Origin of the sequence: Gordonia sp. UCD-TK1 (genome assembly GCF_001691435.1) — a bacterium.
Lineage (GTDB): Bacteria > Actinomycetota > Actinomycetes > Mycobacteriales > Mycobacteriaceae > Gordonia > Gordonia hongkongensis.
Genome location: NZ_LZMP01000013.1, coordinates 69,786 through 91,172, shown reverse-complemented (window position 1 = coordinate 91,172; position 21,387 = coordinate 69,786). Strand labels below are relative to the sequence as shown.

Genomic DNA, 21,387 nt, shown 5'->3' with positions numbered 1-21,387 from the left:
GTCGCCGGGAGAGTCAGAGACGCTCGATGACGGTCGCGACGCCCATGCCGCCACCGATGCAGAGGGTGATCAGGCCGTAGCGGCCGCCGGTGCGCTCGAGCTCGTCGAGGCAGGTGCCGTAGATCATCGCGCCGGTTGCACCGAGCGGGTGACCCATGGCGATCGCGCCACCGTTCACGTTGACCTTCTCGTGCGGGATCTTCAGATCCTTCATCCACTTCATGACGACCGAGGCGAAGGCCTCGTTCAGCTCGAACACGTCGATGTCGTCGACCGTCAGGCCGGCCTTCTTCAGCGCCAGCTCGGTGGCCGGAGTCGGGCCGGTGAGCATGATGGTGGGCTCGCTGCCGATCTCGGCGAAGGACACGACGCGGGCGCGCGGGGTCAGGCCGTTGCGCTTGCCCGCCTCCTCGCTGCCGACGAGCACGAGGCCCGAACCGTCGACGATGCCGGAGCTGTTGCCGCCGGTGTGGACGTGGTTGATCTTCTCGACGCTCGGGTACTTCTGCAGTGCCACGTCGTCGAAGCCGGCCATGTCGGCCAGGGCGGCGAAGGCGGCCTTCAGCTTGCCGAGGCTCTCGACGGTGCTGCCGGGTCGACGGTGCTCGTCGTGATCGAGGACGGTGACGCCGTTGATGTCCTTGACCGGAACCACGGACTTGGTGAAGTAGCCGCTGTTCCATGCCTTTTCGGCACGAGCCTGCGACTCGGCCGCGTAGGCGTCGACATCCTCGCGCGAGAAGCCCTCGATGGTGGCGATCAGGTCGGCACCGATGCCCTGCGGGACGATGTAGTGGTCGTATGCAGTGGCCGGGTCGGTGAACAGCGCACCGCCGTCGCTGCCCATCGGGACGCGCGACATCGACTCGACGCCACCGGCGAGAACCAGGTCGTCGAAGCCGGAGGCGACCTTGGCCGAGGCCAGGTTGACGGCCTCCAGACCCGAGGCGCAGAAGCGGTTGATCTGGGTTCCCGGGACGGTCTCGGGGAGACCGCTGTTGAGGGCGGCGGTGCGCGAGATGACCGCGCCCTGCTCGCCGACCGGGGAGACGACACCGAGGATGACGTCGTTGACGTCGGCCGGATCGAGGCCGCCGTGACGCGACAGGACCTCGTTGATGAGACCGGAGACCAGGTCGACCGGCTTCACGCTGTGCAGCGAACCGCCGCGCTGCTTGCCACGAGGCGTACGGATCGCCTCGTAGATGAATGCTTGATCAGGCACGAAAGTGTTCCTTTCACACGAACCACTGGTTGGTTACCCACCGAGGCTAACGCGGAATAACTAGTTTGGCTATACCCGGTGGTCAAGAGGTCTGGCGTTCTGTCGAATGTGCGCTATGGTCTGTTCACCATGCCTGACCCCAAACCCGCCACCCGCACCAGGGGCGCCGACCGCAAACGACAGCTCGTCGACTCCGCGGCCGCGCTCTTCCTCCAGCGTGGGTATGCGCAGGTCTCGCTGGCCGACATCGCGCGCTCGGCGGGGGTTACCGCGCCGTCGGTGTACCGGCATTTCGACGACAAGCAGTCGCTGCTGGCCGCGGCGGTCCTGGCCGGCGTCGACGATCTCGAGTCCTGCACCGACCGGGCGCTCGTCGACGGCGTCGACGCGAACTCGCTGATCTCGACGGTCTGCGACCTGGCCGTCCAGCGTCCCCAAGCGGCATCGCTGTGGCGGTGGACCAGCAACTACCTCACCACCGAACAGAACAAACTGGTGGCAGTCCGCACCCGCGAGGTGATCGGCCACTGGGCGTCGGCGCTCGCCGCGCGACGTACTGATCTCACCGAGCGCGAGGCCGTGCAGCTGGCGTGGGCGGTGCTGAGCGTCAGCGGCAGCCTCACGGTGCATCACACCCGCATGTCCGGGGCGCGCGCGCGAGACGAGATCGAGAAGCTCATCCGTCGGATTCTCGCCCTGAGCCCCACCGCGGCACCGCCGTTCGCGACGTCGCCGACGGTCACCTCCGTGCCCGGTTCGCGGCGTGACGAGATCCTCGACGCCGCCGCCGAGTTGTTCGCCGACCGCGGCTACACCGACGTCGGCGTCGACGAGATCGGCGGCGCCGTCGGCATCGCGGGTCCCAGTGTCTACAAACATTTCCCGTCGAAGCTGGCCATCCTCGTCGCCATCGGACAGCGCAGCGGCGCGCGCCTGGAGGCGGGGGTGATGGCGGCCTACGGCGCCACCTCGGACCCCGCGAAATTGCTTGCCTCGCTCGTCGATTCGTATGTCGACGTGATCACCAGCACCCCGGATCTGTCGGTGAGCTTCAACAACTCCCCCGCACTCGCCGGACAAGCGAGCGCCACCGATCTCGTCGACGTGCAGCGACGTTATGTGGCGCGCTGGGTGGATCTGCTCATGCAAGTCGATCCGGAGATCAAGCGCGATCAAGGCGCGGTCGCCGTGCACGCGGCGCTCTCGATCGTCAACGACGCCGTGCGCATGCGACGCGGCTCGGAGAGTCCGCAGTTCGCCGCGCGGATGGCGTACCTCATGAAGGGCGTGCTCGCGCTCTGATCCGCGCGAGGGAGTGCGCTGAATCGGGTCGCGGCTCAGATGAACCCGACGCTGTCCACGTTGTAACGTCCGGCACAAGGGAGGGTCACGATGTCGGTAACTGTGGATGACGGTCCCAGATCCAAGCGCGCGCAGATCCTGACCGTCGCGACAGAGCACTTCGGCACAGTCGGTTACGAACACACGAAGTGGGCATCCATCGCCGACGAGGTCGGCATCGGACAGACAGCGCTCTACCACTATTTCGAGTCGAAGGCACACTGTCTTCTGACCATCATGCGCAACCAACTCGGCGATTCGATTGAGCGATTCCGAGCAGGGACCGCCGGTATTCCTGACCCGGTTGAAGCCCTCCGCTCAGCGGTCGCAACATCGCTGCGCGGCGAACCCGTAGACGTCCTGCAGCGGCGAATAGTGCAGAACCAGATGGTCATCCTGGGTACTCCTCGCCGGTCGAACGGAGAAGAGGCCGAACGTGTCCGGTCGCGCGAACTGGTCGCCGAGATCGAGAGCAACTGGGCAGACCTGATCAAGCGTGGAATGGACGCCCGCGATTTCGTCGACGGAGACGCCATGCTCCAGGCGCGTCTCGTACTGGGCGTCCTGGGGAGTGTGTGGCGCTGGTACCGCCCGGGTGGCCCGTTGTCTCTCGACGACGTGATCGGCACGGTATCGGACGCGACGATGCGGATGCTCTCCGCGCGTCAGACCGACCCTGCCGCACCGGCCCGCCCGCTATGCTGAGCCGACGCCGAAGATGGGACTCGGATCGGATGAACGACGCCTCGGAAGCGCGGGACCGCCCCCGCTACACTCGCGACGAACTGGTCGCCGAACTCGGACTGTCCGCTGATTTCGCCGAGAAGGCTTGGAATGCATTCGGTTTCGTGCGTCAACCGTCCTCGGACAAGGTTTTCTCCGATCGCGACCTCGCCGCGCTCCGGATGTTCGCATCCTCCTCGGCGGCGATGCCGGAGACCAGCCAGATCGCGATGGCCCGGGCCATCGGACAGACGATGTCCCGGCTCGCGGAGTGGGAGGCCGACCTGCTGCGTGACATCGTCGACGACCCCGCGGTGCCGTGGGACTTCGACCAGATGAGTCTCGCGCTCGGCCAGATCCAGCAACTCATCTGGCGTCGGCACATGGCGCAGGCGATCGAGCGTCACACCGATCACTCCGACGACGAGGAGATCGACCTGATCGTCGGATTCGCCGACATCGTCGGCTATACAAGCCTTTCCCGACGCATCGATCTGAACGACCTGGAGTCCCTGCTCGGCTCGTTCGAGGACGACACCTTCGACGTGGTCGTGGATCATGGTGGGCGCGTCATCAAAACCCTCGGCGACGCGGTGATGTTCACCTTCGACGACGCCCCCGCCGCCGCGAGTGCCGCGCTCGAGATCCATCAGCTCTCCACGGACGACAGTCTTCCGCCGTTGCGGGTCGGCATGGCGCGCGGCTCCGTCCTCGCCCGGCTCGGAGACGTCTTCGGCGAGCCGGTGAACATCGCTTCCCGCCTCGCCGGATCCGCCCGTCCCGGAACCACACTCATCGACGACGCGATCGCCGATCAGCTCGGCGGTGATGACCGCTTCTACCTCAAATCGATACCGACACTGCGCGTTCGGGGGTACAAGCACCTCAAGGCCCGTGTCCTCGAAGCACACCGCGACGGGCCGCTGAACGACTGACCCACTGGCGAACCTCATTTCGACCCCTGGACTTCGATCGAAGTCCATCGGTCGAGTTGAGGTTCGCCGGTCACAGCGACTCATGGCTGTGGACGGTGGCGCGCTGTTTGCGCCCTGCCCGGCTATCGTCATCGTCGAACATTTATGGTGGTTCGCGAAGTCAAAGGGGGAATTTTGTCGGGCATGATCGTCGATCCAGCGGCTGTCGGGGCGTCAGCGACGGAGATCTCGAGATGCGCATCCCGTCTGATGGCGTTGGAGCTCACCTCCCATGCCGGACTGGACGGTACGACAGCGACGTTCAGCCAGCTCGTTGGCCAGTTCCGCGGAGCTTCGAGCGACATGTCCGCGGTGGCGGCGGGTGCCGACGAACGGATCGCATCCGCGCTGGCCAATGTGTCCGGCACGGTGTCCTCGTTCTCCGAACTGGTGCTCGGCGCCAAAGACACCACCGTCGAGACCGATCAGGCGAGTGCAAGCACCATCAAGGACGCCGTGGCGTACCCCGCCCGCGGGGGTCAGCAGACAGATCACGTGGTCCCGCTGAACGTCCTGCTTTCGGTCCAGTAGACCGTGCCACCCAGCTACAACGACGTCATGTCCTGGAACCCCGAGGTCATGACGTCGATCGCGAATGGGATCACTCGACTGCAGGCACACCTGGAAGTCGAGGCACCAAAGGCCGGAGAACCCGTTCTCAACCTGACGCGTGCTCAGTGGACCGGGATGGCTCGGGGTCCTGCCGATGATCGCGCCGAGGGCCTCACCCGGTGGATTCGCGGTGTGGCCGATGAGTTCGGTGATTTGACTTCCGTACTCGCGAACGGACAGAGCAGCATCCGCGACGCGATGAAGGCTCTCGAGACCCGAACCACCCTTGCCGACTCCGACGGTTACATCCTCGACCGTGGAAGCCGCGAGTACACAATCAACTTCGACGAGTCTCGCGCACCAAAAGATGCAGAGTACGACGCGGGGAAAGCATTCGAGCACCATTCCGCGCTCATCAGCCTCGGAGCCGCGGCCGACAACGCCGTCACCGCCACCCGCGACGGGATCAACTCAGCACTCGGCGAACTCGGCGGAATGACACCCGCCGCCAACGCCGTCAACCGCGGGCTCGTCGACTCGAGTCTCGCAGCGAGTGACGCCGCCGCCGTGCGCGCCGGCACGGCGACTCCTGAACAGCGTGGGCGATTCCTTCGCGCGATGAACCTGACCCCGCAGCAGCTGGAGAAGTTGAAAGCCGGGCAGCCCTCGGACCTGGAGCCATCACGCCTCCAGTACGTCCTCAACGCCTTGGGACTTGCGGGCATGGACCCCAGGAGCGCCGCTGTAACTGGCGCCCTCGGTGCTTTGGAACGTCGCGGGTCAGACATCGAGAATGCGTACGCGAGACAACGGCGGTCCGTTGGGCAAGCCGGGATGAGTGCGGACGATGTCGCGCGGTTGAACTCAGTCGGTAGAAACCTGGCTCGGGGCGCATTCTGGGCCGGGATCGGGTACACCGTCGTGGACGAAGGACTCAAGTACGCCCGTGACGAACAGGACGGCGGCGACGCCACAGCGGCCGTCGTCGGCGCAGTAGGTGGCGGGTATGTTGGCGGCGCCTTGGCGGGTGCGGCCATCGGATCATTCGCGGGCCCCGTAGGAACTGCCGTCGGAGCGGGTATCGGCGCTGCACTCGGAAGTCACTATGGCGCAAGTTTCGGCAAATGGGTGAAAGGTAGGTTCGACTAAATGCAGGCTCAAAACTCCCCTAGCCGCCGACACGCACCTCGGCACCGAGCAGAGTCATTCCCACGCGGGTTCGGCTACTGGCTCGGCGGCCTGGAGACCTACACCAGGAACTTTTTGGTGGTGTTGCCATCTGCCTCTGCATTCGGCGTGGGTGTGTTCACGAGTATCAACATATTCTCCTGAGGCCGTCGATGATCTCTGCCATCGAATACGCGATCGTGAATCTCGGCAGTACGGCGACCCTCCGAGCGTCCACGCCGGCGCTGGAATTTCTTCCGCCCGCAGCCTGGTACGACCTGGACAACGAAGAGGCACACGATTCGATGGCGAGCCGTGTCCTCCTACGCTCGGAGAGTCCGATACCTGCCTTCGCGTCGAACGTGGTCATCCAGTACTTCGATCTCGGCCAGTGCGAAGTCGTTAGACTCTCCGAAATCGACACCACCCTCGACATCTCCGCGTTGGAGCAGTCAGTCGTCCTCGATCACACTGTCGATCTCGATGGATACCTGTGTGTCGACGAGGGCACATACCGGACGGGAGGGTTCGATCTCCGAGTTCGTCGGGCTCAGCTCGCCTATTCCACCGCGCAGGGCACTTCGATGCTGGCGATTTTAACCGCAACCACCTCCGAGTCGGCCTGTGATAGCACCCAATCGGAGATCACAGAAATGGAAACACGTTGGCTGCAGAAAACCACGAACCGAACAAGTGGCGGGATATGAAACCCTACTTCAGTGGTCGATTCTCGATGTTCATCACATACCCGATCGCGCTGTTCCTGGTCGGATTGCTCGTCGGCTACCTGATGTCGAGATGACGAACTGGCGTCGGCTGCAGGTCTCGTCCCGGAGCCACCGGCGCAGATACCGGCCTCGCCACCGCGCATCGTCGACCTCCACCTCGTGGAGCGCGGCGCACTCCCCGCCTGGCCGTCGATATCGGACGTACCTTTCGGATTCGATCATCGACACGCTCAAGTTCGAGCTCGCCTGTATACCGTCCGCCACCACTTTCGCGCTCGGACTCGTTGTCGGCGGCGGATTGTCGTAGCGTCGCGTTCCCAAACCCCACCCCACCCCCAGACCTCAACTCGACCCCTGGACTTCGATCGAAGTCCATCGGTCGAGTTGAGGTTCGCCGGTCAGAGCGAACCGGGCCCTACGCCGCTGATCCGCACCTCGCTCGCCTTGACCACCAGGTAGACCGCTAGTCCGGTGACGAGTCCGAGGTCGGCGACCGCCGCCCAGGTCACCTCGGCGGCGACGATCTGATCGCCCACCTCGGCGGTCATCACGGCGTGGTCACCCCGGGGCGCGACGTCACGGACGGTCGCGGCCAGCGTCGTACGCGGACTGCCATGCGGCGCTTCCAGATAGACGGCGACGGCCCGTGGCGAGAACGTGGCCGCTGCCCCGGCCCCCGGTGAGGGTCCATCGACCTCGACACCGCCGACGACCCGATTGCCGGAGGGGTCGACGACGGCGTCGCCCGCGTCCAGGCGTCCCACGAACAGGTTGAGCCCGGACAGCGACGCCGCGAAACGACTGGTGGGCCATGCCAGAACCGCACGCGTCGAACCGGATTCGACGACGCGACCGTCCTCGAGGACCAGGATGTCGTCGGCCAACCCGAGAGCGTCCACCGGGTCGTGGGTGACCATGATCGTCGTGCGGTCCCGATCGGCGAGAAGTGTGCGCAACAGCGCCCGCAATCGGCTCGCGACATCGACGTCCAGGGCCCGAAACGGTTCATCCAACAGCAGGATTCGGGGCTGCGCCGCCAGCGCTCGGGCGATGGCAACCCGCTGCGACTGGCCGCCGGAGAGCTGGTGCGGTTTACGGTCGGCGAGGTCGGTGACCTCCGTTGCCGTCAGCCAGCGTTCCACTCGTGCCCTGATCTCCGACCTCGAGAGACGCTGCGCCGAGGGCGCGAACGCCACGTTGTCGGCGACCGTCAGATGCGGGAACAGCCGCGCGTCCTGTGACAGTAATGCGATTCCGCGCCGACTGGGCGGCACGAAGGTCGTCGCGTCACAGAACACCCTGTCGCCGAGCACTATCCGGGACCGATCGTCGCCTCGCACCAGTCCGGCGATCGCGCGCAGCATCGTCGACTTGCCGGCGCCGTTGGGCCCGACGACCGCGGTGGTCGCGCCCGCGGCGAACCGGTGCTCGACCCGCAACGCGGGCACCTCGAGGTCGATGATCACCTCCAGATCCGCGCCGGTCACAAACCACCCCCGCCACGCGAACGGCGGCTGTGCACTCCCACGACGACGACCAGGGATACGACAACCAGGATGAGCGACAACGGGATCGCGGCTTGTGGGTCGTCGATCGCCGAGACATAGATCGCCAGCGGCGCGGTCTGGGTGATCCCGGGTGCGTTGCCTGCGAACGTGATCGTCGCGCCGAACTCCCCCAACGCCCGCGCGAACGCGAGCACGAGACCCGCGACCAGCGACGGCAGGACCAACGGGAGCGTGACCCGCCAGAGCGTCCGAGTCGGCCCGGCCCCCAGGGTCGCAGCGACCTCCTCGTATCGCGTCCCGACGACACGAACCGCACCTTCGACGCTGATGACGAGGAACGGCAGCGCGACGAAACTCTGGGCCAGGACGACTGCCGTCGTCGTGAAGGCGATGTCGATACCGGCCGCATGCAGGTGTTCCCCGACGATCCCGAGCCGACCGAAGGTGTACAGCAGGGCAAGACCACCGACCACGGGCGGCAACACCAAGGGCAACAGCACGAGTGCGCGGAGCACCCGGATCACCGGACCGTCGTATCGCGCGAACACCAGTGCCATCGGGACCCCGGCGATCAGACAGATGACGGTGCTGCACGCGGCGGTGATCAGGGACAACCGCAGCGCGTCGAGCGACGAGGACGACGAGATCTGCTCGACGAAGGTGCCCCACGGCGAACGGAAGAGCAGCGCCAGCGGAGGTAGCACGATCAACCCGACACCGATCAGCGCCAGACCGTAGGTCCAACCGGGCAACCCCGCCGGGTCCCGTCGGGAACGCAGGACCGAACCGGCGTTCAAGGCGCTCCGAAGCCGGCCTCGCGCAGGATGCGCTGACCGTCAGCACCCAGGACGAGATCGACGAACTGCCTGGCGAGTCCGGCATCCCCGGCACCGGTGAGGGTCGCGATCGGATAGGAGTTGACCACGGCCGCGAAGGCCGGATCGGTCACGGTCGCCACCCTGTCGCCGGCACCGCGCGCGTCGGTCACGTACACCACGCCCGCGTCCGCCTGGCCGGTCGTCACCTTGGTCAGCACCGCACTCACCGACTGTTCCTCCGACGCCGCGTCGACGGTGATGCCGGTGTTGCGTTCGACGGTCTCGGTCGCGGCGCCACACGGCTGAGCCGACTGGCACACGACGGCCGTCACGCCGTCCTTGTTCAGGTCGGCGAACGACGTGATTCCGCGCGGGTTGCCCGGAGCCGTGACGATCACCAGTGTGTTGGTGGCGAAAACCGCCGGGTCCACGGCGAGATCGCCGATCTTGTCCATGTTCTTCTCGTCGGCGCTGGCGAACACATCGGCCGGCGCTCCCTGTTCTATCTGGTTGGCCAGCGTCGACGACCCGTCGAACGACAGTCGCACGGTGACACCGTCGTGTTGCGTTTCGAACTCTTGGGCGATCGCGGTGAACGTCTTCTTCAGCGACGCCGCCGCCGAGACGTCGAGAGTCGTCGAGGCGGAGTCGGTGGAACCGGTGTCGGACCCGCCGGACGACGAGCACCCCGCCACGAGCAGCAGTCCTGCGGTCGCGACCGCGACGGCGAGCCTCCTCATCGGTTCTCCCTGTTGGTCTCGACGATCACGGTCGTCGCCTTGACGACTGCCGTGGCCACGACGCCGGGCCGCAGATCGAGTTCGCGAACGGCGTCCGCACTCATCAGCGACGTCACTTCGAACGGTCCGCACTGCAACGTCACCTGCGCCATCACCGCGTCCGTGCGGACATCGGTGACGAGACCGGTGAACCGATTGCGCGCCGAGCGTCCGACGGACGCCCCGTCGTCAGGTGCCACCGCGCGCTCGCGGGCCAGCGCGGCGAGCCGTGCGCCGTCGACGGTGGCGACCGGTCCATCGTCGGAGGTCTCCAGGACGCCGGTTGCGACCCAGCGCCGGACGGTGTCGTCGCTGACGCCGAGCAGCGCGGCGGCGTCCCTGATCCGTATTGCGGTCACCGCGACACCCTACCCGCATTCACGGAAAACCAGGCGGTCTATCTCCGCATAATCGGACGATGTCGATGTTGACTTCAACTCAACTTGAAGTCTTACGCTCGATTTCGGTCCGACCGTCGGATTCGCAGCCCCGCAACCGATGAATTCGGTGCGGGCAGACGGTCTGACTTCGAGTACGAGATCGCCACACCCCGAACATGCCCTGAATTGTTCCCTGACGTCACGCGCGCGCCACGTAATTCGGTCGCGGCTGTCACACCCCCTCTATACCGTGGAGAAACATGAGCTCAGTCACAGTTCCCACCACCGCACCGGGAGAAGTCGCGACGGCCGATGTCGCCATCGAGGCCATCGACCTGGTGAAACGCTTCGGCGATTTCACGGCGGTCGACGGCGTCAGTTTCACCGTGCCGCGGGGTTCCGTGCTCGGCCTGCTGGGCCCCAACGGCGCCGGCAAGACCACCACCGTCCGAATGATGACCACCCTGTCGCCGCCCACGAGCGGGACAGCCCGCATCGCCGGCTACGACGTGCGGGAACAGCCCGGGATGGTCCGCCAGAACATGGGCCTCACCGGCCAGGCGGCCACGGTCGACGAGATCCTGACCGGCCGCGAGAACCTCCGCATGATCGGCGGTCTGTACGGCATCGGACGCAAGACCCTCGCGCGTCGATCGGAGGAACTCCTCGAGCAGTTCTCCCTCTCAGAGGCCGGTGACAAACAGGTCAAGTCCTACTCCGGCGGAATGCGCCGCCGACTCGACCTCGCGGTCAGCCTGCTGGCCACGCCACCGGTGCTCTTCCTCGACGAGCCGACCACCGGCCTCGACCCGCGCAGCCGTTCCGAACTCTGGGACGTCCTGCGCGATCTGGTCGCCGACGGAACCACGTTGCTGCTCACCACGCAGTATCTGGAGGAGGCCGACCAACTCGCCGACGACATCGTCGTCATCGACAAGGGCACCATCATCGCGCACGGCACGTCACTGCAGCTCAAGGAGCAGGCCGGTTCGGCCAGCCTGGTGCTGACCGTCTCGCACGCCGACGACCTGACGGCCGCCGAGTCGCTGTTGCGCAAGAACGGGGCGGAGGTGTTCGTCGACGTGGCGGCCCGCCGACTCACGACAGCCGCAGCCGGCCTGGGCGACCTGCCCCGCGTCGCCGCCTGGTTCGACGAGAGTGGCATCTCCGTCGACGACTTCGGACTCTCCCGGCCGAGCCTCGACGACGTCTTCCTCTCCCTCACCGGCCACCGCGCCGAGGAGTCGAGCAACACCGACGACACCGACAACACCACCGACGAGGAGCGTTCCTGATGACCACCACGGCACAGACCCACGCTGTGGTCGCGGACAAGCCGCGGATCCACCCCACCACGATCTGGCAACAGGCCTGGATCATGGTGAAGCGCAACATGATCCACACCAAACGGATGCCGGAGATGCTCTCCGACGTGACCATTCAGCCGATCATGTTCGTGCTGCTGTTCGCGTACGTGTTCGGCGCGTCGATCCAGACCGACTCGGCGTCGTACAAGGAGTTCCTGCTCCCGGGCATCATGGGTCAGACGATCGTGTTCACCGCGTTCATCGTGTCCACGGGCATCACCGCCGACCTCGAGAAGGGCATCATCGACCGGTTCCGGTCACTGCCCATCCAACGGTCGTCGGTGCTGATCGGCCGCAGTATCGCCAGTCTGCTCCACAGTTCGATCGGCATCGTCGTCATGGCCGTGACCGGCCTGGCCATCGGCTGGCGGATCCGGGGTTCGTTCGGTGAGGCGGTCCTCGCATTCGCGCTGCTCCTGCTCTTCGGCTTCGCGATGATCTGGTTCGGCATCCTCATCGGTTCGTGGCTGCGGACGGTCGAGGCCGTCAACGGCTTCATGTTCTCGGTCCTCTTCCCGATCACGTTCCTGTCGAACGCGTTCGTCCCGACCGAGCCGATGCCCACCTGGCTCCGGACGATCGCCGAATGGAACCCGATGTCGTCACTGGTCCAGGCATTGCGTGTGCTGTGGGGTAACGGCCCGGCATTCGGTCCGGATGCGGCTCTCCCGCTGCAATATCCGGTCCTCGCCACCCTGATCTGGACGGTCGCGCTGACGCTCATCTTCGCGCCGTTCGCGCTGCGCGCCTACAACAAGCGAACCTCGGATTAGACCACCACCCGACCGAGGTTCGTCGACGCGACCCGCTCAGGCAGTCAACGTGATTGCTTGCAGCGGGTCGCTGTATATCGCGTCGAGAGACACCGCGCCGGCGGCCTGCTGCTGCACGGTCGCTCCCGAATGTGACACGCGCACATCCCGTTTGCTCACGATCGAGGTCTCGCGCACGGCCTTCGCGACCGTCGGCAGGCCGGCCGCGTAATCGGTGAACGCCTGTCCGCCGAGGATGATGTGATCGGGATTGAAGATGTCGGCGATCAGTCCGACCGTACGTCCGAGCACCTCCGCCCGCTCTTCGAGCAGACGACGTGCCGTGAGGTCACCGTTACGGGCCAGGGCGTGGACATCTTCCACATCGGTCGCCGAGAGGCCCAGTGCGCGTGCAGCTTCCACGACACCGGTGTCGCTCACCGCGGGCTCCAGGCGCCCCGTCCGGTTCGGGTCGAGCAACGTGGTCGATCCGGTCGGGAAGTGACCGATCACCGGCGGTCCCGCGGTCGGCGTGTGCACGGTCCCGCCGACGCTGAACGCGATGCCGAGCATCTCGCGCGCGTAGAAGTACAGGAAGCTCGACTGCTGGTCGTCGGGGTTGAGCACGAGCTCGGCGGCCGCCATGGCCTCGACGTGGGACGCAACCGACACCGGCAGTCCGACGGCCTCGGCGATCGTCCGGCCGACCGGCGCGCCCTCCCAGCCGAGTCGGGGGTGGTCGACGATGCCGCCCTCGGCCACACGGCCACCGAGCGCGACACCGACCCACAGCACCCGCCGGCCCGTCCAGCGCTCGGCGAAACGCCGTGCGCTGACACCGATGGCGGTGAGTGCTTCTTCCGGTGAATCGGCATGCGGGGTAGGGATCTGGATGGCCCCGACGACACGATGCAGCAGGTCATGGGTGGTGATCGCGGTGACCTTGTATCCGATGTGGATACCGAGGGTGAGGAACTCGGAGATGTTGACCTCGAAAGGCAACCGCGGCCGCCCGATGGCGCCCGAGGGCGCAAGGTCGGCCCGTTCGCGGATCAGTCCCGCCTTCAACAGCGCACTGACCTGGCGATTGACCGTGGAGATGCTGAGCCCGGTGCGCTCGGCCGCATCGTCGCGGAACAGCGGGCCGGACAACCGGGCGGCCCGGAGGACGAGCGCCGCGGGTTTGGTCGACAACTCCAGGCGCGGCGTTGCGACGTGCACCCGCTGGTCCCCCTTCACTGGTCCGCGTCGGTCGGCGACCGGACCCGGGGTCCGAGTCGGCGGTACGGAAGTCAACGGTACGGGCTGGCGCGTGCCCTGAGGAGCACGACGCACCGCGCGGGTGACCGGCTGACGCCGGACAGGAGAGGCGGGGGCGTTGCGCAAAGTACGGGTGGAGAGTTCGGGCAGTGTGGCGGTCATGATCGTCCTCGTCGAAAGACCCCGCGCATCGCGGGGCGGAAGCCGGAAGCTGGTGCTCTGAGAAGAGACTCGAGAAGCGACGCCCCGGGGAGGAGATTGACTCGGCGGGGTCGGTCAGCGCATTCGACGACAACAACAGAGAACGCGTGCAAGCGGCAGACGACAGCCCAGCGCGGTGGTCACGTAGGTGACCTCCGTGAGGCTGTGGTCGGCACTTGTCATGCGGATCAAGCTAGCAACGCGGCCCTGTACCGGCAAGCCCGTCCGACCCCTGGTCACGGGCACCGACGACCGGTCGCACACGCGTCCACCGGCGAGAATAGGCCCGTGGCGCGACGCGGACAGGGGTTGCACTCACCCTGATCCGAACTCGTTCGACGTCCGGTCGCTCGACCTGCGACCCGATGGAGAAGCGGACCGTGGTCGGCTTGGACACTCGGGTCGAGGCTGTCGGTGCACCCCGGTAGATTGTGAGCATGACCACAACCAGCCCCGCGGCTGAGTCCAGCGCCGCGACCGACGCCGAGTTCCTCGAGGTCAGCGAGCCTTTTCGACGTGAGATCATCGCGCACTGCTACCGCATGACCGGATCCCACCACGATGCGGAAGACCTTGCCCAGGAGACCTTTCTCCGCGCATGGAAGGGCTATGCGAAGTTCGACCACCGGGCGTCCGTGCGCACGTGGCTGCACAAGATCGCGACCAACACGTGTCTGACCGCTCTGCAGAGTTCACAACGACGCCCCCTCCCCTCCGGCCTCGGTGGCGACGCCTTCGACCCGACCGACGACCTGCTGCAGAACCACGAGGTGCCCTGGCTCGAGCCGTATGCCGGCACCACCGACGACATCGCGCCCGGTGACGACGCGGACCCCGCGTACGTGGTCGGCGCGCGCGAGTCGGTACGACTGGCGTTCATCGCGGCACTGCAGCATCTACCCGAACGGCAACGCGCAGTCCTCATCCTGCGCGACGTGCTGCAGTGGCGCGCCGCCGAGGTCGCCGACACCATCGGTGTCACCACCGCCACCGTGAACAGTTTGCTGCAGCGGGCCCGCGAGCAGGTCAAGACCGCACGCCCGCAGCAGGATTCGGTCGGAGTCGATGCCGCGACGACACTCGACGACGCCGCGAAACGGGAGCTGCTGGCCCGCTACGTGTCGGCCTTTGAACGCTACGACGTCGACGCGATGGTGGAGCTCTTCACCGACAAGGCGATCTGGGAGATGCCGCCGTTCACCGGCTGGTACCAGGGCGCAGAGAACATCGGAACCCTCATCCGTCGCAACTGTCCGGCCGAGAAGGCGGGCGATCAGATCATGCTGCCCACCACAGCCAACGGGCAGCCGGCCTACGGGCTGTACATGCGCGAACCGGACGGTGTCCACCGACCGTTCCAGCTCCAGGTACTTGAGATCGACCCGCAGACAGCCAAGGTCAGCCATGTCGTCGCCTTCTTCAGCGACGACATGGAGAGCGATTTCGCACGCTTCGGTCTGCCGGCGACCCCGTACGACGCACCGGAACGCACGACGCCGAGCCCCTGGCACTGAGACCGTCCGGTTCTCGCGCGGCGCCGATCAGTCGTCCGCGGTCTGCGGGATCTGCGAAGGGTCCATCCACACGATCTCCCAGGCATGACCGTCCGGGTCGCAGAAACTGCGGCAGTACATGAAGCCCAGGTCCTCCGCTGCGCGGAGTTCCCGGCCGCCGCAACCGAGTGCCGCTTCGGCGAGCCGGTCGGCGTGTGCGCGGCTGTCCGCGGAAATGGCCAGCAACGACTCGCGGCCCTGCAGTGGGTCGGCGACTGCGGTGGCCGCGTAGCCGGCGAATCGTCGTCGCTGCATGAGCACGACCATCGCCGAGTCGTTGATCTTCATGCACGCGCTCCCGACGTCGCAGAAGATCTCGTCGAAGTGGAAGCCGAGCGATCCGAAGAACCGACGAGACCGCGCGACGTCTACGACGGGCAGGTTGACGAACAGCATCGGCGTCACGGGCGCACTCCAGACATCTCGGGGTTGCTGATACTGACCGGCCCGACGCCTCGAACTCATCGAAGCCGACATAGGGTGCAGGAATGGGTGTGATCTATCTGGTTCGTCATGGTCAGGCGAACGCATTGGCGTACGGCATCGCCGACGCCACCGACGATCTGAGCAACGGACCCGGCGGTCTCACCACGGCCGGGGCCACACAGGCCGCGCTGTCCGGTGGATTCCTGGCCGGGCAGATCGGCACCTTCACCGCAGCCGCCAGTGGCGACCTCCCGCGCCAGCAACAGACGCTGAGCGGCGTGCTGGGGGCTTTCGACACCGATCAACCTCAGCCGCACGTCGACCCGGGGTGGAACGAGTACTCACTGCCCGCACTGGTCGGCGAGGCCACGCCGGAGATGTATCGCGACGGCCGCAGCTACCAGGAACAGCTCGACAAGGGGCTCGCGGCCTGGATAGCGGCCGGCGAGCACGACGCAGCTCCCGGCCTCGACGGCGGCCCCGCCGAGAGCTACCCCCAGTTCAGGGCGCGCGTCTCCGACGCGGCCGCCCGCGCCACCGAGCTCGCCGGGTCGGGTCAGACGGTGCTCGTGGTGTCCTCGGCCGGCACCATCACCCAGTGGATCGCCCAGTTGTGGGGCATCCCCGACGAGACCTGGCCGGCGATGGCCCGCACGATGGTCAACGCGTCGATCAGCAAACTGATCGTCGGCCGCAGCGGCGTCTCGGTGGTGTCGTTCAACGAGCACGGTCACCTCTCCGACCGCGACGGCGGGATCGCGACTTTCCGGTAGCCCTTCGAGGCCCGCTTCGCTCGCACCTCAGTATCCGCGGCCTGGCGGCCGTGGTGGATCACGAAAGAACACTCCGCAGCATCCACATCTCTGCTCCCTGAGGTGCGAGCGAAGCGAGCCACGAAGGGCTTCGCAACGTGTCTCACCAGGCCCTTCGTGGCTCGTCGCTAACGCTCCTCGCACCTCAGGGATCAGGGGTTTGAGGTTCTTTCGGATTAGGGAGCAGGGGCAGGTCCGAGCCTAGGCTCGGTGCAGGTTCTCGCCGGGTCGGGTGATGACGACGTTCGGCAGGACCGCGTACCGCGACAACTGGGTGATCGAGTGGGCGATCACCGCGATGTCGTCGGCCGTGATCATCTCGTCGGCGGGAATGCGGTCTTTGAGCCAGTCGGTCATGTCGGTGTTGACGTAACCCGGCGCGATCGTCGTCGCGCTGACCCCGCTGCGTGACTCCTCGAGATTGAACGTCTCGCACAACGAGATGAGCGCCGCCTTGGTGGCACCGTAGGCGGACAGCTCCGGCTCCGGGTAGACGCCGGTGATCGACGCCACGGCAATGACTTTCGCGGCCCCATGGGCCTCTGCGGTGGCGCGCAGGGCGGGCAGCACGGACTGCAGGAGGATGTAGGGAGCGCGGACATTCACTTCGTACAGCCGGTCGAATCGCTTCACCGGGAGGTCGGCGATCGCACCCTTCGAGCCCATCCCGGCGTTGACGATCAGCGCGTCGAACCGTCCGAATGCCTCCGCATGAGCCGTACCGAGCGCGCTGATGGCGTCGGCATCGGTCATGTCTGCAGGAAGGACCTCCACCCGCCCGGCGCCACGCTCGAGAAGCTCGGCCGCCTTTTTCTCCAACGCTTCTCGACCACGGGCACTGATGGTCAGGTCCCAGCCGTCGGCGGCGAACCGGTCGGCGATGGCCGCACCGATCCCCCTCGACGCCCCGGTCACCAGCGCGGAACGGTTGTTGGCCGATTCACCCATTGAACTACCCCCTTCGGCGCGCGCACCGCGCGACTGTGTTCTGTTGACGCCGTTGCTCGATCAGCTGATGTGGCGCAGACCGTCGGCGATGAACGCCGCCGTCGCCTCGCCCGCCTTCTCGGCGCCGTCGCCCGACGACGCCCCCGAGAGTGCGCGGTAGGTGATCCCCTCGGCGATCACGCCGAGCTTCAGGTTCGCCAGGCCGAGGTAGAATTCCCAGTCGCCCAGGTCGACACCCGTTGCGGTCGAATACTTCTGAGCGATCTCGTCGACCGACGCATAACGGTCACTGGTCCAGGCCGCGGAGAAGCCGAGAACCTGATCGAAGGCGCCGGTGCGGTAGACGCACATCAGCGCGACATCGGTGAGCGGATCTCCGAGGGTCGACATCTCCCAGTCGACGACCGCCGCGATCCGGGCCGGATCGTCGGCGTCGATGATCGTGTTGTCGACCCGGAAGTCACCGTGCACCACCGACTCTCGTGCCTGCTCCGGAACTCGCGCGGCGAGCGCGTCGACGAGACGCTCGACGTCGGGGAGTTCACGCGTCTTCACGTGCCCCCACTGCCGCGCCCACAGTTTCACCTGGCGGGCGGCGAAACCCGCTGGCCGACCGAACTCGCCGAGCCCGACCTCGCGATAGTCCACCGCGTGCAGGTCGGCCAGCGTCTGGACGAGGGCATCCAGATTGCGGGCGACCTCATCATCGGAGTAGGCGTCGAGGTCTTCCGCGGTCCGGACGACGCGGCCGTCCACGAACTCCACCACGGTGCACGGCGCACCGATGACCGAGCCGTCGGCGTCGAAAGCGACGGTCCGCGCGACCGGGACCGACGTCGACTGCAGCGCACTGGTGACCGCCCATTCACGGCCCATGTCGTGAGCCGACGGCGTCAGTCCGCCGGTCGGCGGTCGGCGCGCCACCCACGTGGAGACGCCGTCGGTGACCGTGTAGGTGAGATTGGACTTGCCGCCGCTGATGAGGTCGATGGTCAGCTCACCTGCGGGTTCGACTCCGTTGTCGATCAGCAACCGGCGCAGGCGATCCTGGTCGAGTGCTGCGTCCGTGGCGGTCATCGGGCACCCGCCGATGCCCTCGCCTCGAGCGCCTGCTGGGCCTTCTTCGCACGTCCGACGGCGCGACGGGCTATCGCCCACCGGTGGACCTCGGACGGGCCGTCGTAGATGCGGAAGGGCCGGAGTTCCTGTGACAGGCGGGCCAGCGGGAGGTCGGCGGACACACCGAGACCGCCACACATCTGGATGCTGCGATCGGCGATCCGCGAATACGCTTCGGCAGCAAAGGTCTTCGCGATCGATGTCTCGTCCGAGGCGTGGTTGCCCAGATCGAGCTCGTGACAGGCCTTCAGCAGCAACGCGCGAGTGGCGGCGAGGTCGATCTCGTTGTCGGCGACGAGTTGTTGGATCATGCCCAGATCTCCGAGGCGGCCACCGAATCCCTCACGGCGCGAGACATAGTCGACGGCGACGTCCTGGCAGCGCTTCGCCGAGCCGAGCCAGCGCATCACGTGGGTCATCCGAGCCGGCCCGAGCCGGACCTGCGCGTAGCGATAACCCTCGTTCACCTCGCCGAGGATGCCCTCGTCGGGAACGAAGAGGTCGGTGAAGGTCACCTCGCAGTGACCGCCGATCATCGCCTTGTCGATCGTGTTGATGTGGCGCCCGACGGTCAACCCGGGTGCATCGGCGGGCGCGAGGAACATGGTGGCCCCGCCGCGGTCACCGGGCGCACCCGAGGTCCGCGCCATGATGATGAAGAAGCCCGCACCGTCGGCGCCGGTGATGAAGTGCTTGTCGCCGTTGATCTTCCAGCCGCCGTCCACGCGGACGGCTTCCGTGCGCAGCGCGTTGGGATCCGAACCGGCGCCCGGAGCGGGTTCGGTCATCGCGAAAGCCGAACGGACATCTCCGGCGGCCAGCGGGGCGAGGTACTTCTGCCGCTGATCCTCGCTCGCGATGTGCGCGAGCATGTGCACGTTGCCCTCGTCCGGCGCACCGATGTGCAGCGCGATCGGACCGAACGTGGAATACCCGGCCGCCTCGAACACCGGCGCGCGGTCACACATGTTGAGACCGAGTCCGCCGTACTCGACCGGGGCATGCGGGCCGAAGACTCCCGCCTCCTTGGCCTTGACGTTCATCTCGCGACGGATGTCGTCACCACCGGCCGCCGTGATGTCGCCGGCCGCCTCGTCCTCGATGGGCAGGACGTAGTCGCGGACGAAGGCCTCGGTCTTCGCGACGACGTCGAGCACGTCGTCGTCGTGCCGCAGGTCTATGGGCATGGTGACTCCTTAACGCGTGAGCAGGGTGGGGATCCCCGAACACCGACCGATCGATCGCTCGGCGTTGCATACCTTGCCAGGCGATACCCGCCGGGTCAAGCGGCCCAGCAGACGGCGCCCTGCGCGAACGCCATCAGGGCGCGCGATACCCGACCAGCGCGCGGGCCATCTGGAGATTGCGCGCGATGAGTTCGTCCGGACCCAGCAGACCGTCGAGCTTGAACCAGGTGGACACCCCGACGCACATGGTGGCCACGGCACGCGCCGCATCTTTCGGATACTCGGTGGTGAACTCACCCGTTTCGACGCCCGCGAAGACGATCACGTCGACCATCCGCTGCTGGCGGTCCCGGTGTCCGATGTAGGTGGGCCGGTAGTTGTCGTCGAGGCTGCGGATCTCGGTGGAACCGACGAACGCCTGCTCGCGGCGATACATGTGGAACCGCAGAAGCGACTCGACGACGGCGTCGAACTGCCGGATCGGCTCGGGACCCGCCTCGACGATCGCGGCCTCCGAGCGTGCCAGGAGGTCGGTCATCGTGCGTTCGAGGAGCCCCTGCAGCAACGACTGCTTCGACGGGTAGTGGTGATAGAGCCCTGGCACCGACAGATTGGCCCGCGCGGCGATCTCCCGGACCGAGGTCCCGTGGTAGCCCTGTTCGGCGAACGCCGCCAGCGCCGCCGCCAACGGGACCGGCAGTTCGGGCTCGCCGTAATCCCGCCAGCCGCCCAGTGGCCGCGTCGCCGGACGGATGTCTGCTTCGCCGGTTCCGCCACTCATGCCATCAAACATATCCCGACATGCGGACCTACTCCGCATCGCCGGTGCGACGCGAGAGACTCTTCTCGAGCATCTCGGCGGGTGAGACGAGCAGCGCGATGCTCAGATCCACCACGTCGGCCTTGCCGAGTTCGACCTCACCCTCGAGCCACGCCGCGAGCAACCGGCTGAGTCCGCCGACCTGGTAGTGCGCAACGCCGACCGCTGCCGCCGGCCCGACGTGGACGTCGAGAATCGCCGACGTGCTCTGCAGGGTGAGGCCGGCGAACAGCGTCGTCGACTCCATCCGCTTGGCCGCGATCACCGGACTCAACAGCGCCTGCGAGAAGAGCAGCCTGCCTTTGCGGCGGTCCGCGTCGATGACGTCGACGATCGCCGACACCGCACCGGCGACCTTCGCACGCATGCTGGCCCCCTCGGAGAAGGCTGCCAGACTGGCTTGCGCGATCTCTTCGATGACCTCGTCGTACATGACGCCGACCAGCTGATCGACGGATTCGAAGCTCTCGTAGAAGTAGCGCGCCGTGAGGCCGGCCTGCCGACACACGCCGCGTACGGTCACCGCGCCCACGTCATCGGCGCCGAGCAGGTCCAACCCTGCATCGATGAGGGCTGATCGACGCCGCGCGACCCGGGTGTCGCCGCCCTCGCCGCCGTAGGCCCGAAGCGTGCCGGCCGCGTCCGGCGCCGCACCGGATCGGCTGTCCGGGGTCGATGGTGCTCGTCCCATGGTTCCTATCTTGACACCCCGGTAAGTTACGTGTGTCATACAACGGGAAACAGACG

At 66.6% G+C, this 21,387-nt stretch carries 22 protein-coding genes; 10 read left to right on the top strand and 12 right to left on the bottom strand.

The window, feature by feature from the left end:
* Nucleotides 1–13: 13 nt before the first annotated feature.
* On the bottom strand, nucleotides 14–1,225 hold the full coding sequence (locus A9310_RS09190) for an acetyl-CoA C-acetyltransferase (RefSeq protein ID WP_058252264.1): 1,212 nt from the start codon (nucleotides 1,223–1,225) through the stop codon (nucleotides 14–16).
* 129 nt (nucleotides 1,226–1,354) lie between these two features.
* On the opposite strand from A9310_RS09190, the gene A9310_RS09185 reads away from it, so the two are divergent.
* The 6 genes from A9310_RS09185 to A9310_RS09160 all read left to right on the top strand — a co-directional run bounded on the left by A9310_RS09185 (nucleotide 1,355) and on the right by A9310_RS09160 (nucleotide 6,689).
* Nucleotides 1,355–2,527 carry a TetR/AcrR family transcriptional regulator gene (locus A9310_RS09185; RefSeq protein WP_065630438.1) on the top strand — a complete coding sequence of 391 codons (1,173 nt, stop codon included), beginning with the start codon at nucleotides 1,355–1,357 and terminating at the stop codon, nucleotides 2,525–2,527.
* Between the two features lie 90 nt (nucleotides 2,528–2,617).
* On the top strand, nucleotides 2,618–3,271 hold the full coding sequence (locus A9310_RS09180) for a TetR/AcrR family transcriptional regulator (protein WP_065630311.1): 654 nt from the start codon (nucleotides 2,618–2,620) through the stop codon (nucleotides 3,269–3,271).
* A gap of 29 nt (nucleotides 3,272–3,300) precedes the next feature.
* Nucleotides 3,301–4,224 (top strand): adenylate/guanylate cyclase domain-containing protein, encoded by a 924-nt coding sequence (locus A9310_RS09175; protein WP_065630310.1) that lies wholly within the window; start codon nucleotides 3,301–3,303, stop codon nucleotides 4,222–4,224.
* A gap of 342 nt (nucleotides 4,225–4,566) precedes the next feature.
* On the top strand, nucleotides 4,567–4,794 hold the full coding sequence (locus A9310_RS26270; RefSeq protein ID WP_254661209.1) for a hypothetical protein: 228 nt from the start codon (nucleotides 4,567–4,569) through the stop codon (nucleotides 4,792–4,794).
* 27 nt (nucleotides 4,795–4,821) lie between these two features.
* A complete protein-coding gene (locus A9310_RS09165; protein ID WP_254661208.1) occupies nucleotides 4,822–5,964 on the top strand; it encodes a hypothetical protein in 1,143 nt (380 codons plus the stop codon).
* Nucleotides 5,965–6,155: 191 nt separating this feature from the next.
* Entirely contained in the window at nucleotides 6,156–6,689 is a 534-nt protein-coding gene (locus A9310_RS09160) for an acetyltransferase (protein WP_065630308.1), read from the top strand.
* A 419-nt stretch (nucleotides 6,690–7,108) separates the two neighbouring features.
* On the opposite strand, the gene A9310_RS09155 is transcribed toward A9310_RS09160, so the two are convergent.
* Genes A9310_RS09155 through A9310_RS09140 form a run of 4 tightly spaced genes read right to left on the bottom strand, consistent with a single transcriptional unit; the run spans nucleotide 7,109 to nucleotide 10,174 of the window.
* Nucleotides 7,109–8,197 (bottom strand): sulfate/molybdate ABC transporter ATP-binding protein, encoded by a 1,089-nt coding sequence (locus tag A9310_RS09155; RefSeq protein ID WP_065630307.1) that lies wholly within the window; start codon nucleotides 8,195–8,197, stop codon nucleotides 7,109–7,111.
* Nucleotides 8,194–9,015, bottom strand: a complete 822-nt coding sequence (locus A9310_RS09150; protein ID WP_254661207.1) for an ABC transporter permease — start codon at nucleotides 9,013–9,015, stop codon at nucleotides 8,194–8,196. Before A9310_RS09150 ends, A9310_RS09155 begins: the two co-directional genes overlap by 4 nt.
* Nucleotides 9,012–9,776, bottom strand: a complete 765-nt coding sequence (gene modA, locus A9310_RS09145; RefSeq protein ID WP_065630306.1) for a molybdate ABC transporter substrate-binding protein — start codon at nucleotides 9,774–9,776, stop codon at nucleotides 9,012–9,014. The genes A9310_RS09150 and modA overlap by 4 nt, the downstream gene beginning before the upstream one ends.
* Entirely contained in the window at nucleotides 9,773–10,174 is a 402-nt protein-coding gene (locus tag A9310_RS09140; RefSeq protein WP_065630305.1) for a molybdopterin-binding protein, read from the bottom strand. The genes modA and A9310_RS09140 overlap by 4 nt, the downstream gene beginning before the upstream one ends.
* A gap of 281 nt (nucleotides 10,175–10,455) precedes the next feature.
* On the opposite strand from A9310_RS09140, the gene A9310_RS09135 reads away from it, so the two are divergent.
* Nucleotides 10,456–11,490, top strand: coding sequence for an ATP-binding cassette domain-containing protein (locus A9310_RS09135; RefSeq protein WP_065630304.1), 1,035 nt, complete (start codon nucleotides 10,456–10,458; stop codon nucleotides 11,488–11,490).
* Entirely contained in the window at nucleotides 11,490–12,335 is an 846-nt protein-coding gene (locus tag A9310_RS09130; protein ID WP_058252273.1) for an ABC transporter permease, read from the top strand. The genes A9310_RS09135 and A9310_RS09130 overlap by 1 nt, the downstream gene beginning before the upstream one ends.
* Before the next feature lie 36 nt (nucleotides 12,336–12,371).
* Here A9310_RS09130 and A9310_RS09125 read toward each other — a convergent pair whose 3' ends face one another.
* Nucleotides 12,372–13,535: an ROK family protein gene (locus A9310_RS09125; RefSeq protein WP_065630435.1), complete on the bottom strand. Its 1,164-nt coding sequence runs from the start codon at nucleotides 13,533–13,535 to the stop codon at nucleotides 12,372–12,374.
* A 677-nt stretch (nucleotides 13,536–14,212) separates the two neighbouring features.
* On the opposite strand from A9310_RS09125, the gene A9310_RS09120 reads away from it, so the two are divergent.
* Nucleotides 14,213–15,289, top strand: a complete 1,077-nt coding sequence (locus A9310_RS09120; protein ID WP_065630303.1) for a sigma-70 family RNA polymerase sigma factor — start codon at nucleotides 14,213–14,215, stop codon at nucleotides 15,287–15,289.
* A 27-nt stretch (nucleotides 15,290–15,316) separates the two neighbouring features.
* Here the strand turns inward: A9310_RS09120 and A9310_RS09115 are convergent, their stop codons facing one another.
* Nucleotides 15,317–15,733, bottom strand: a complete 417-nt coding sequence (locus A9310_RS09115) for a VOC family protein (RefSeq protein WP_065630302.1) — start codon at nucleotides 15,731–15,733, stop codon at nucleotides 15,317–15,319.
* Nucleotides 15,734–15,816: 83 nt separating this feature from the next.
* Here A9310_RS09115 and A9310_RS09110 point away from each other — a divergent pair, with 83 nt between their 5' ends.
* Nucleotides 15,817–16,527, top strand: coding sequence for a histidine phosphatase family protein (locus A9310_RS09110; RefSeq protein WP_065630301.1), 711 nt, complete (start codon nucleotides 15,817–15,819; stop codon nucleotides 16,525–16,527).
* Nucleotides 16,528–16,767: 240 nt separating this feature from the next.
* Here A9310_RS09110 and A9310_RS09105 read toward each other — a convergent pair whose 3' ends face one another.
* The 5 genes from A9310_RS09105 to A9310_RS09085 form a co-directional block, all read right to left on the bottom strand.
* Nucleotides 16,768–17,514 carry an SDR family oxidoreductase gene (locus tag A9310_RS09105; RefSeq protein ID WP_065630300.1) on the bottom strand — a complete coding sequence of 249 codons (747 nt, stop codon included), beginning with the start codon at nucleotides 17,512–17,514 and terminating at the stop codon, nucleotides 16,768–16,770.
* Nucleotides 17,515–17,574: 60 nt separating this feature from the next.
* A complete protein-coding gene (locus A9310_RS09100) occupies nucleotides 17,575–18,591 on the bottom strand; it encodes a phosphotransferase family protein (protein WP_065630299.1) in 1,017 nt (338 codons plus the stop codon).
* The gene (locus A9310_RS09095) at nucleotides 18,588–19,820 is read right to left on the bottom strand and encodes an acyl-CoA dehydrogenase family protein (RefSeq protein ID WP_065630298.1); all 1,233 of its coding nucleotides are present in this window, start codon (nucleotides 19,818–19,820) and stop codon (nucleotides 18,588–18,590) included. Before A9310_RS09095 ends, A9310_RS09100 begins: the two co-directional genes overlap by 4 nt.
* A gap of 133 nt (nucleotides 19,821–19,953) precedes the next feature.
* Nucleotides 19,954–20,601: a TetR/AcrR family transcriptional regulator gene (locus A9310_RS09090; RefSeq protein ID WP_175401104.1), complete on the bottom strand. Its 648-nt coding sequence runs from the start codon at nucleotides 20,599–20,601 to the stop codon at nucleotides 19,954–19,956.
* A gap of 28 nt (nucleotides 20,602–20,629) precedes the next feature.
* Nucleotides 20,630–21,331, bottom strand: a complete 702-nt coding sequence (locus A9310_RS09085; protein ID WP_065630296.1) for a TetR/AcrR family transcriptional regulator — start codon at nucleotides 21,329–21,331, stop codon at nucleotides 20,630–20,632.
* Between the last annotated feature and the right edge of the window lie 56 nt (nucleotides 21,332–21,387).

Excerpts from the sequence above, each read along its gene's own strand:
- A9310_RS09165 (WP_254661208.1), top strand. The coding sequence starts at position 4,822 with ATGTCCTGGAACCCCGAGGTCATGACGTCGATCGCGAATGGGATCACT.
- A9310_RS09095 (WP_065630298.1), bottom strand. The coding sequence starts at position 19,820 with ATGCCCATAGACCTGCGGCACGACGACGACGTGCTCGACGTCGTCGCG.
- A9310_RS09090 (WP_175401104.1), bottom strand. The coding sequence starts at position 20,601 with ATGAGTGGCGGAACCGGCGAAGCAGACATCCGTCCGGCGACGCGGCCA.
- modA (WP_065630306.1), bottom strand. The coding sequence starts at position 9,776 with ATGAGGAGGCTCGCCGTCGCGGTCGCGACCGCAGGACTGCTGCTCGTG.
- A9310_RS26270 (WP_254661209.1), top strand. The coding sequence starts at position 4,567 with ATGTCCGCGGTGGCGGCGGGTGCCGACGAACGGATCGCATCCGCGCTG.
- A9310_RS09185 (WP_065630438.1), top strand. The coding sequence starts at position 1,355 with ATGCCTGACCCCAAACCCGCCACCCGCACCAGGGGCGCCGACCGCAAA.
- A9310_RS09130 (WP_058252273.1), top strand. The coding sequence starts at position 11,490 with ATGACCACCACGGCACAGACCCACGCTGTGGTCGCGGACAAGCCGCGG.
- A9310_RS09120 (WP_065630303.1), top strand. The coding sequence starts at position 14,213 with ATGACCACAACCAGCCCCGCGGCTGAGTCCAGCGCCGCGACCGACGCC.
- A9310_RS09135 (WP_065630304.1), top strand. The coding sequence starts at position 10,456 with ATGAGCTCAGTCACAGTTCCCACCACCGCACCGGGAGAAGTCGCGACG.
- A9310_RS09100 (WP_065630299.1), bottom strand. The coding sequence starts at position 18,591 with ATGACCGCCACGGACGCAGCACTCGACCAGGATCGCCTGCGCCGGTTG.
- A9310_RS09110 (WP_065630301.1), top strand. The coding sequence starts at position 15,817 with ATGGGTGTGATCTATCTGGTTCGTCATGGTCAGGCGAACGCATTGGCG.
- A9310_RS09085 (WP_065630296.1), bottom strand. The coding sequence starts at position 21,331 with ATGGGACGAGCACCATCGACCCCGGACAGCCGATCCGGTGCGGCGCCG.
- A9310_RS09160 (WP_065630308.1), top strand. The coding sequence starts at position 6,156 with ATGATCTCTGCCATCGAATACGCGATCGTGAATCTCGGCAGTACGGCG.
- A9310_RS09175 (WP_065630310.1), top strand. The coding sequence starts at position 3,301 with ATGAACGACGCCTCGGAAGCGCGGGACCGCCCCCGCTACACTCGCGAC.
- A9310_RS09105 (WP_065630300.1), bottom strand. The coding sequence starts at position 17,514 with ATGGGTGAATCGGCCAACAACCGTTCCGCGCTGGTGACCGGGGCGTCG.
- A9310_RS09180 (WP_065630311.1), top strand. The coding sequence starts at position 2,618 with ATGTCGGTAACTGTGGATGACGGTCCCAGATCCAAGCGCGCGCAGATC.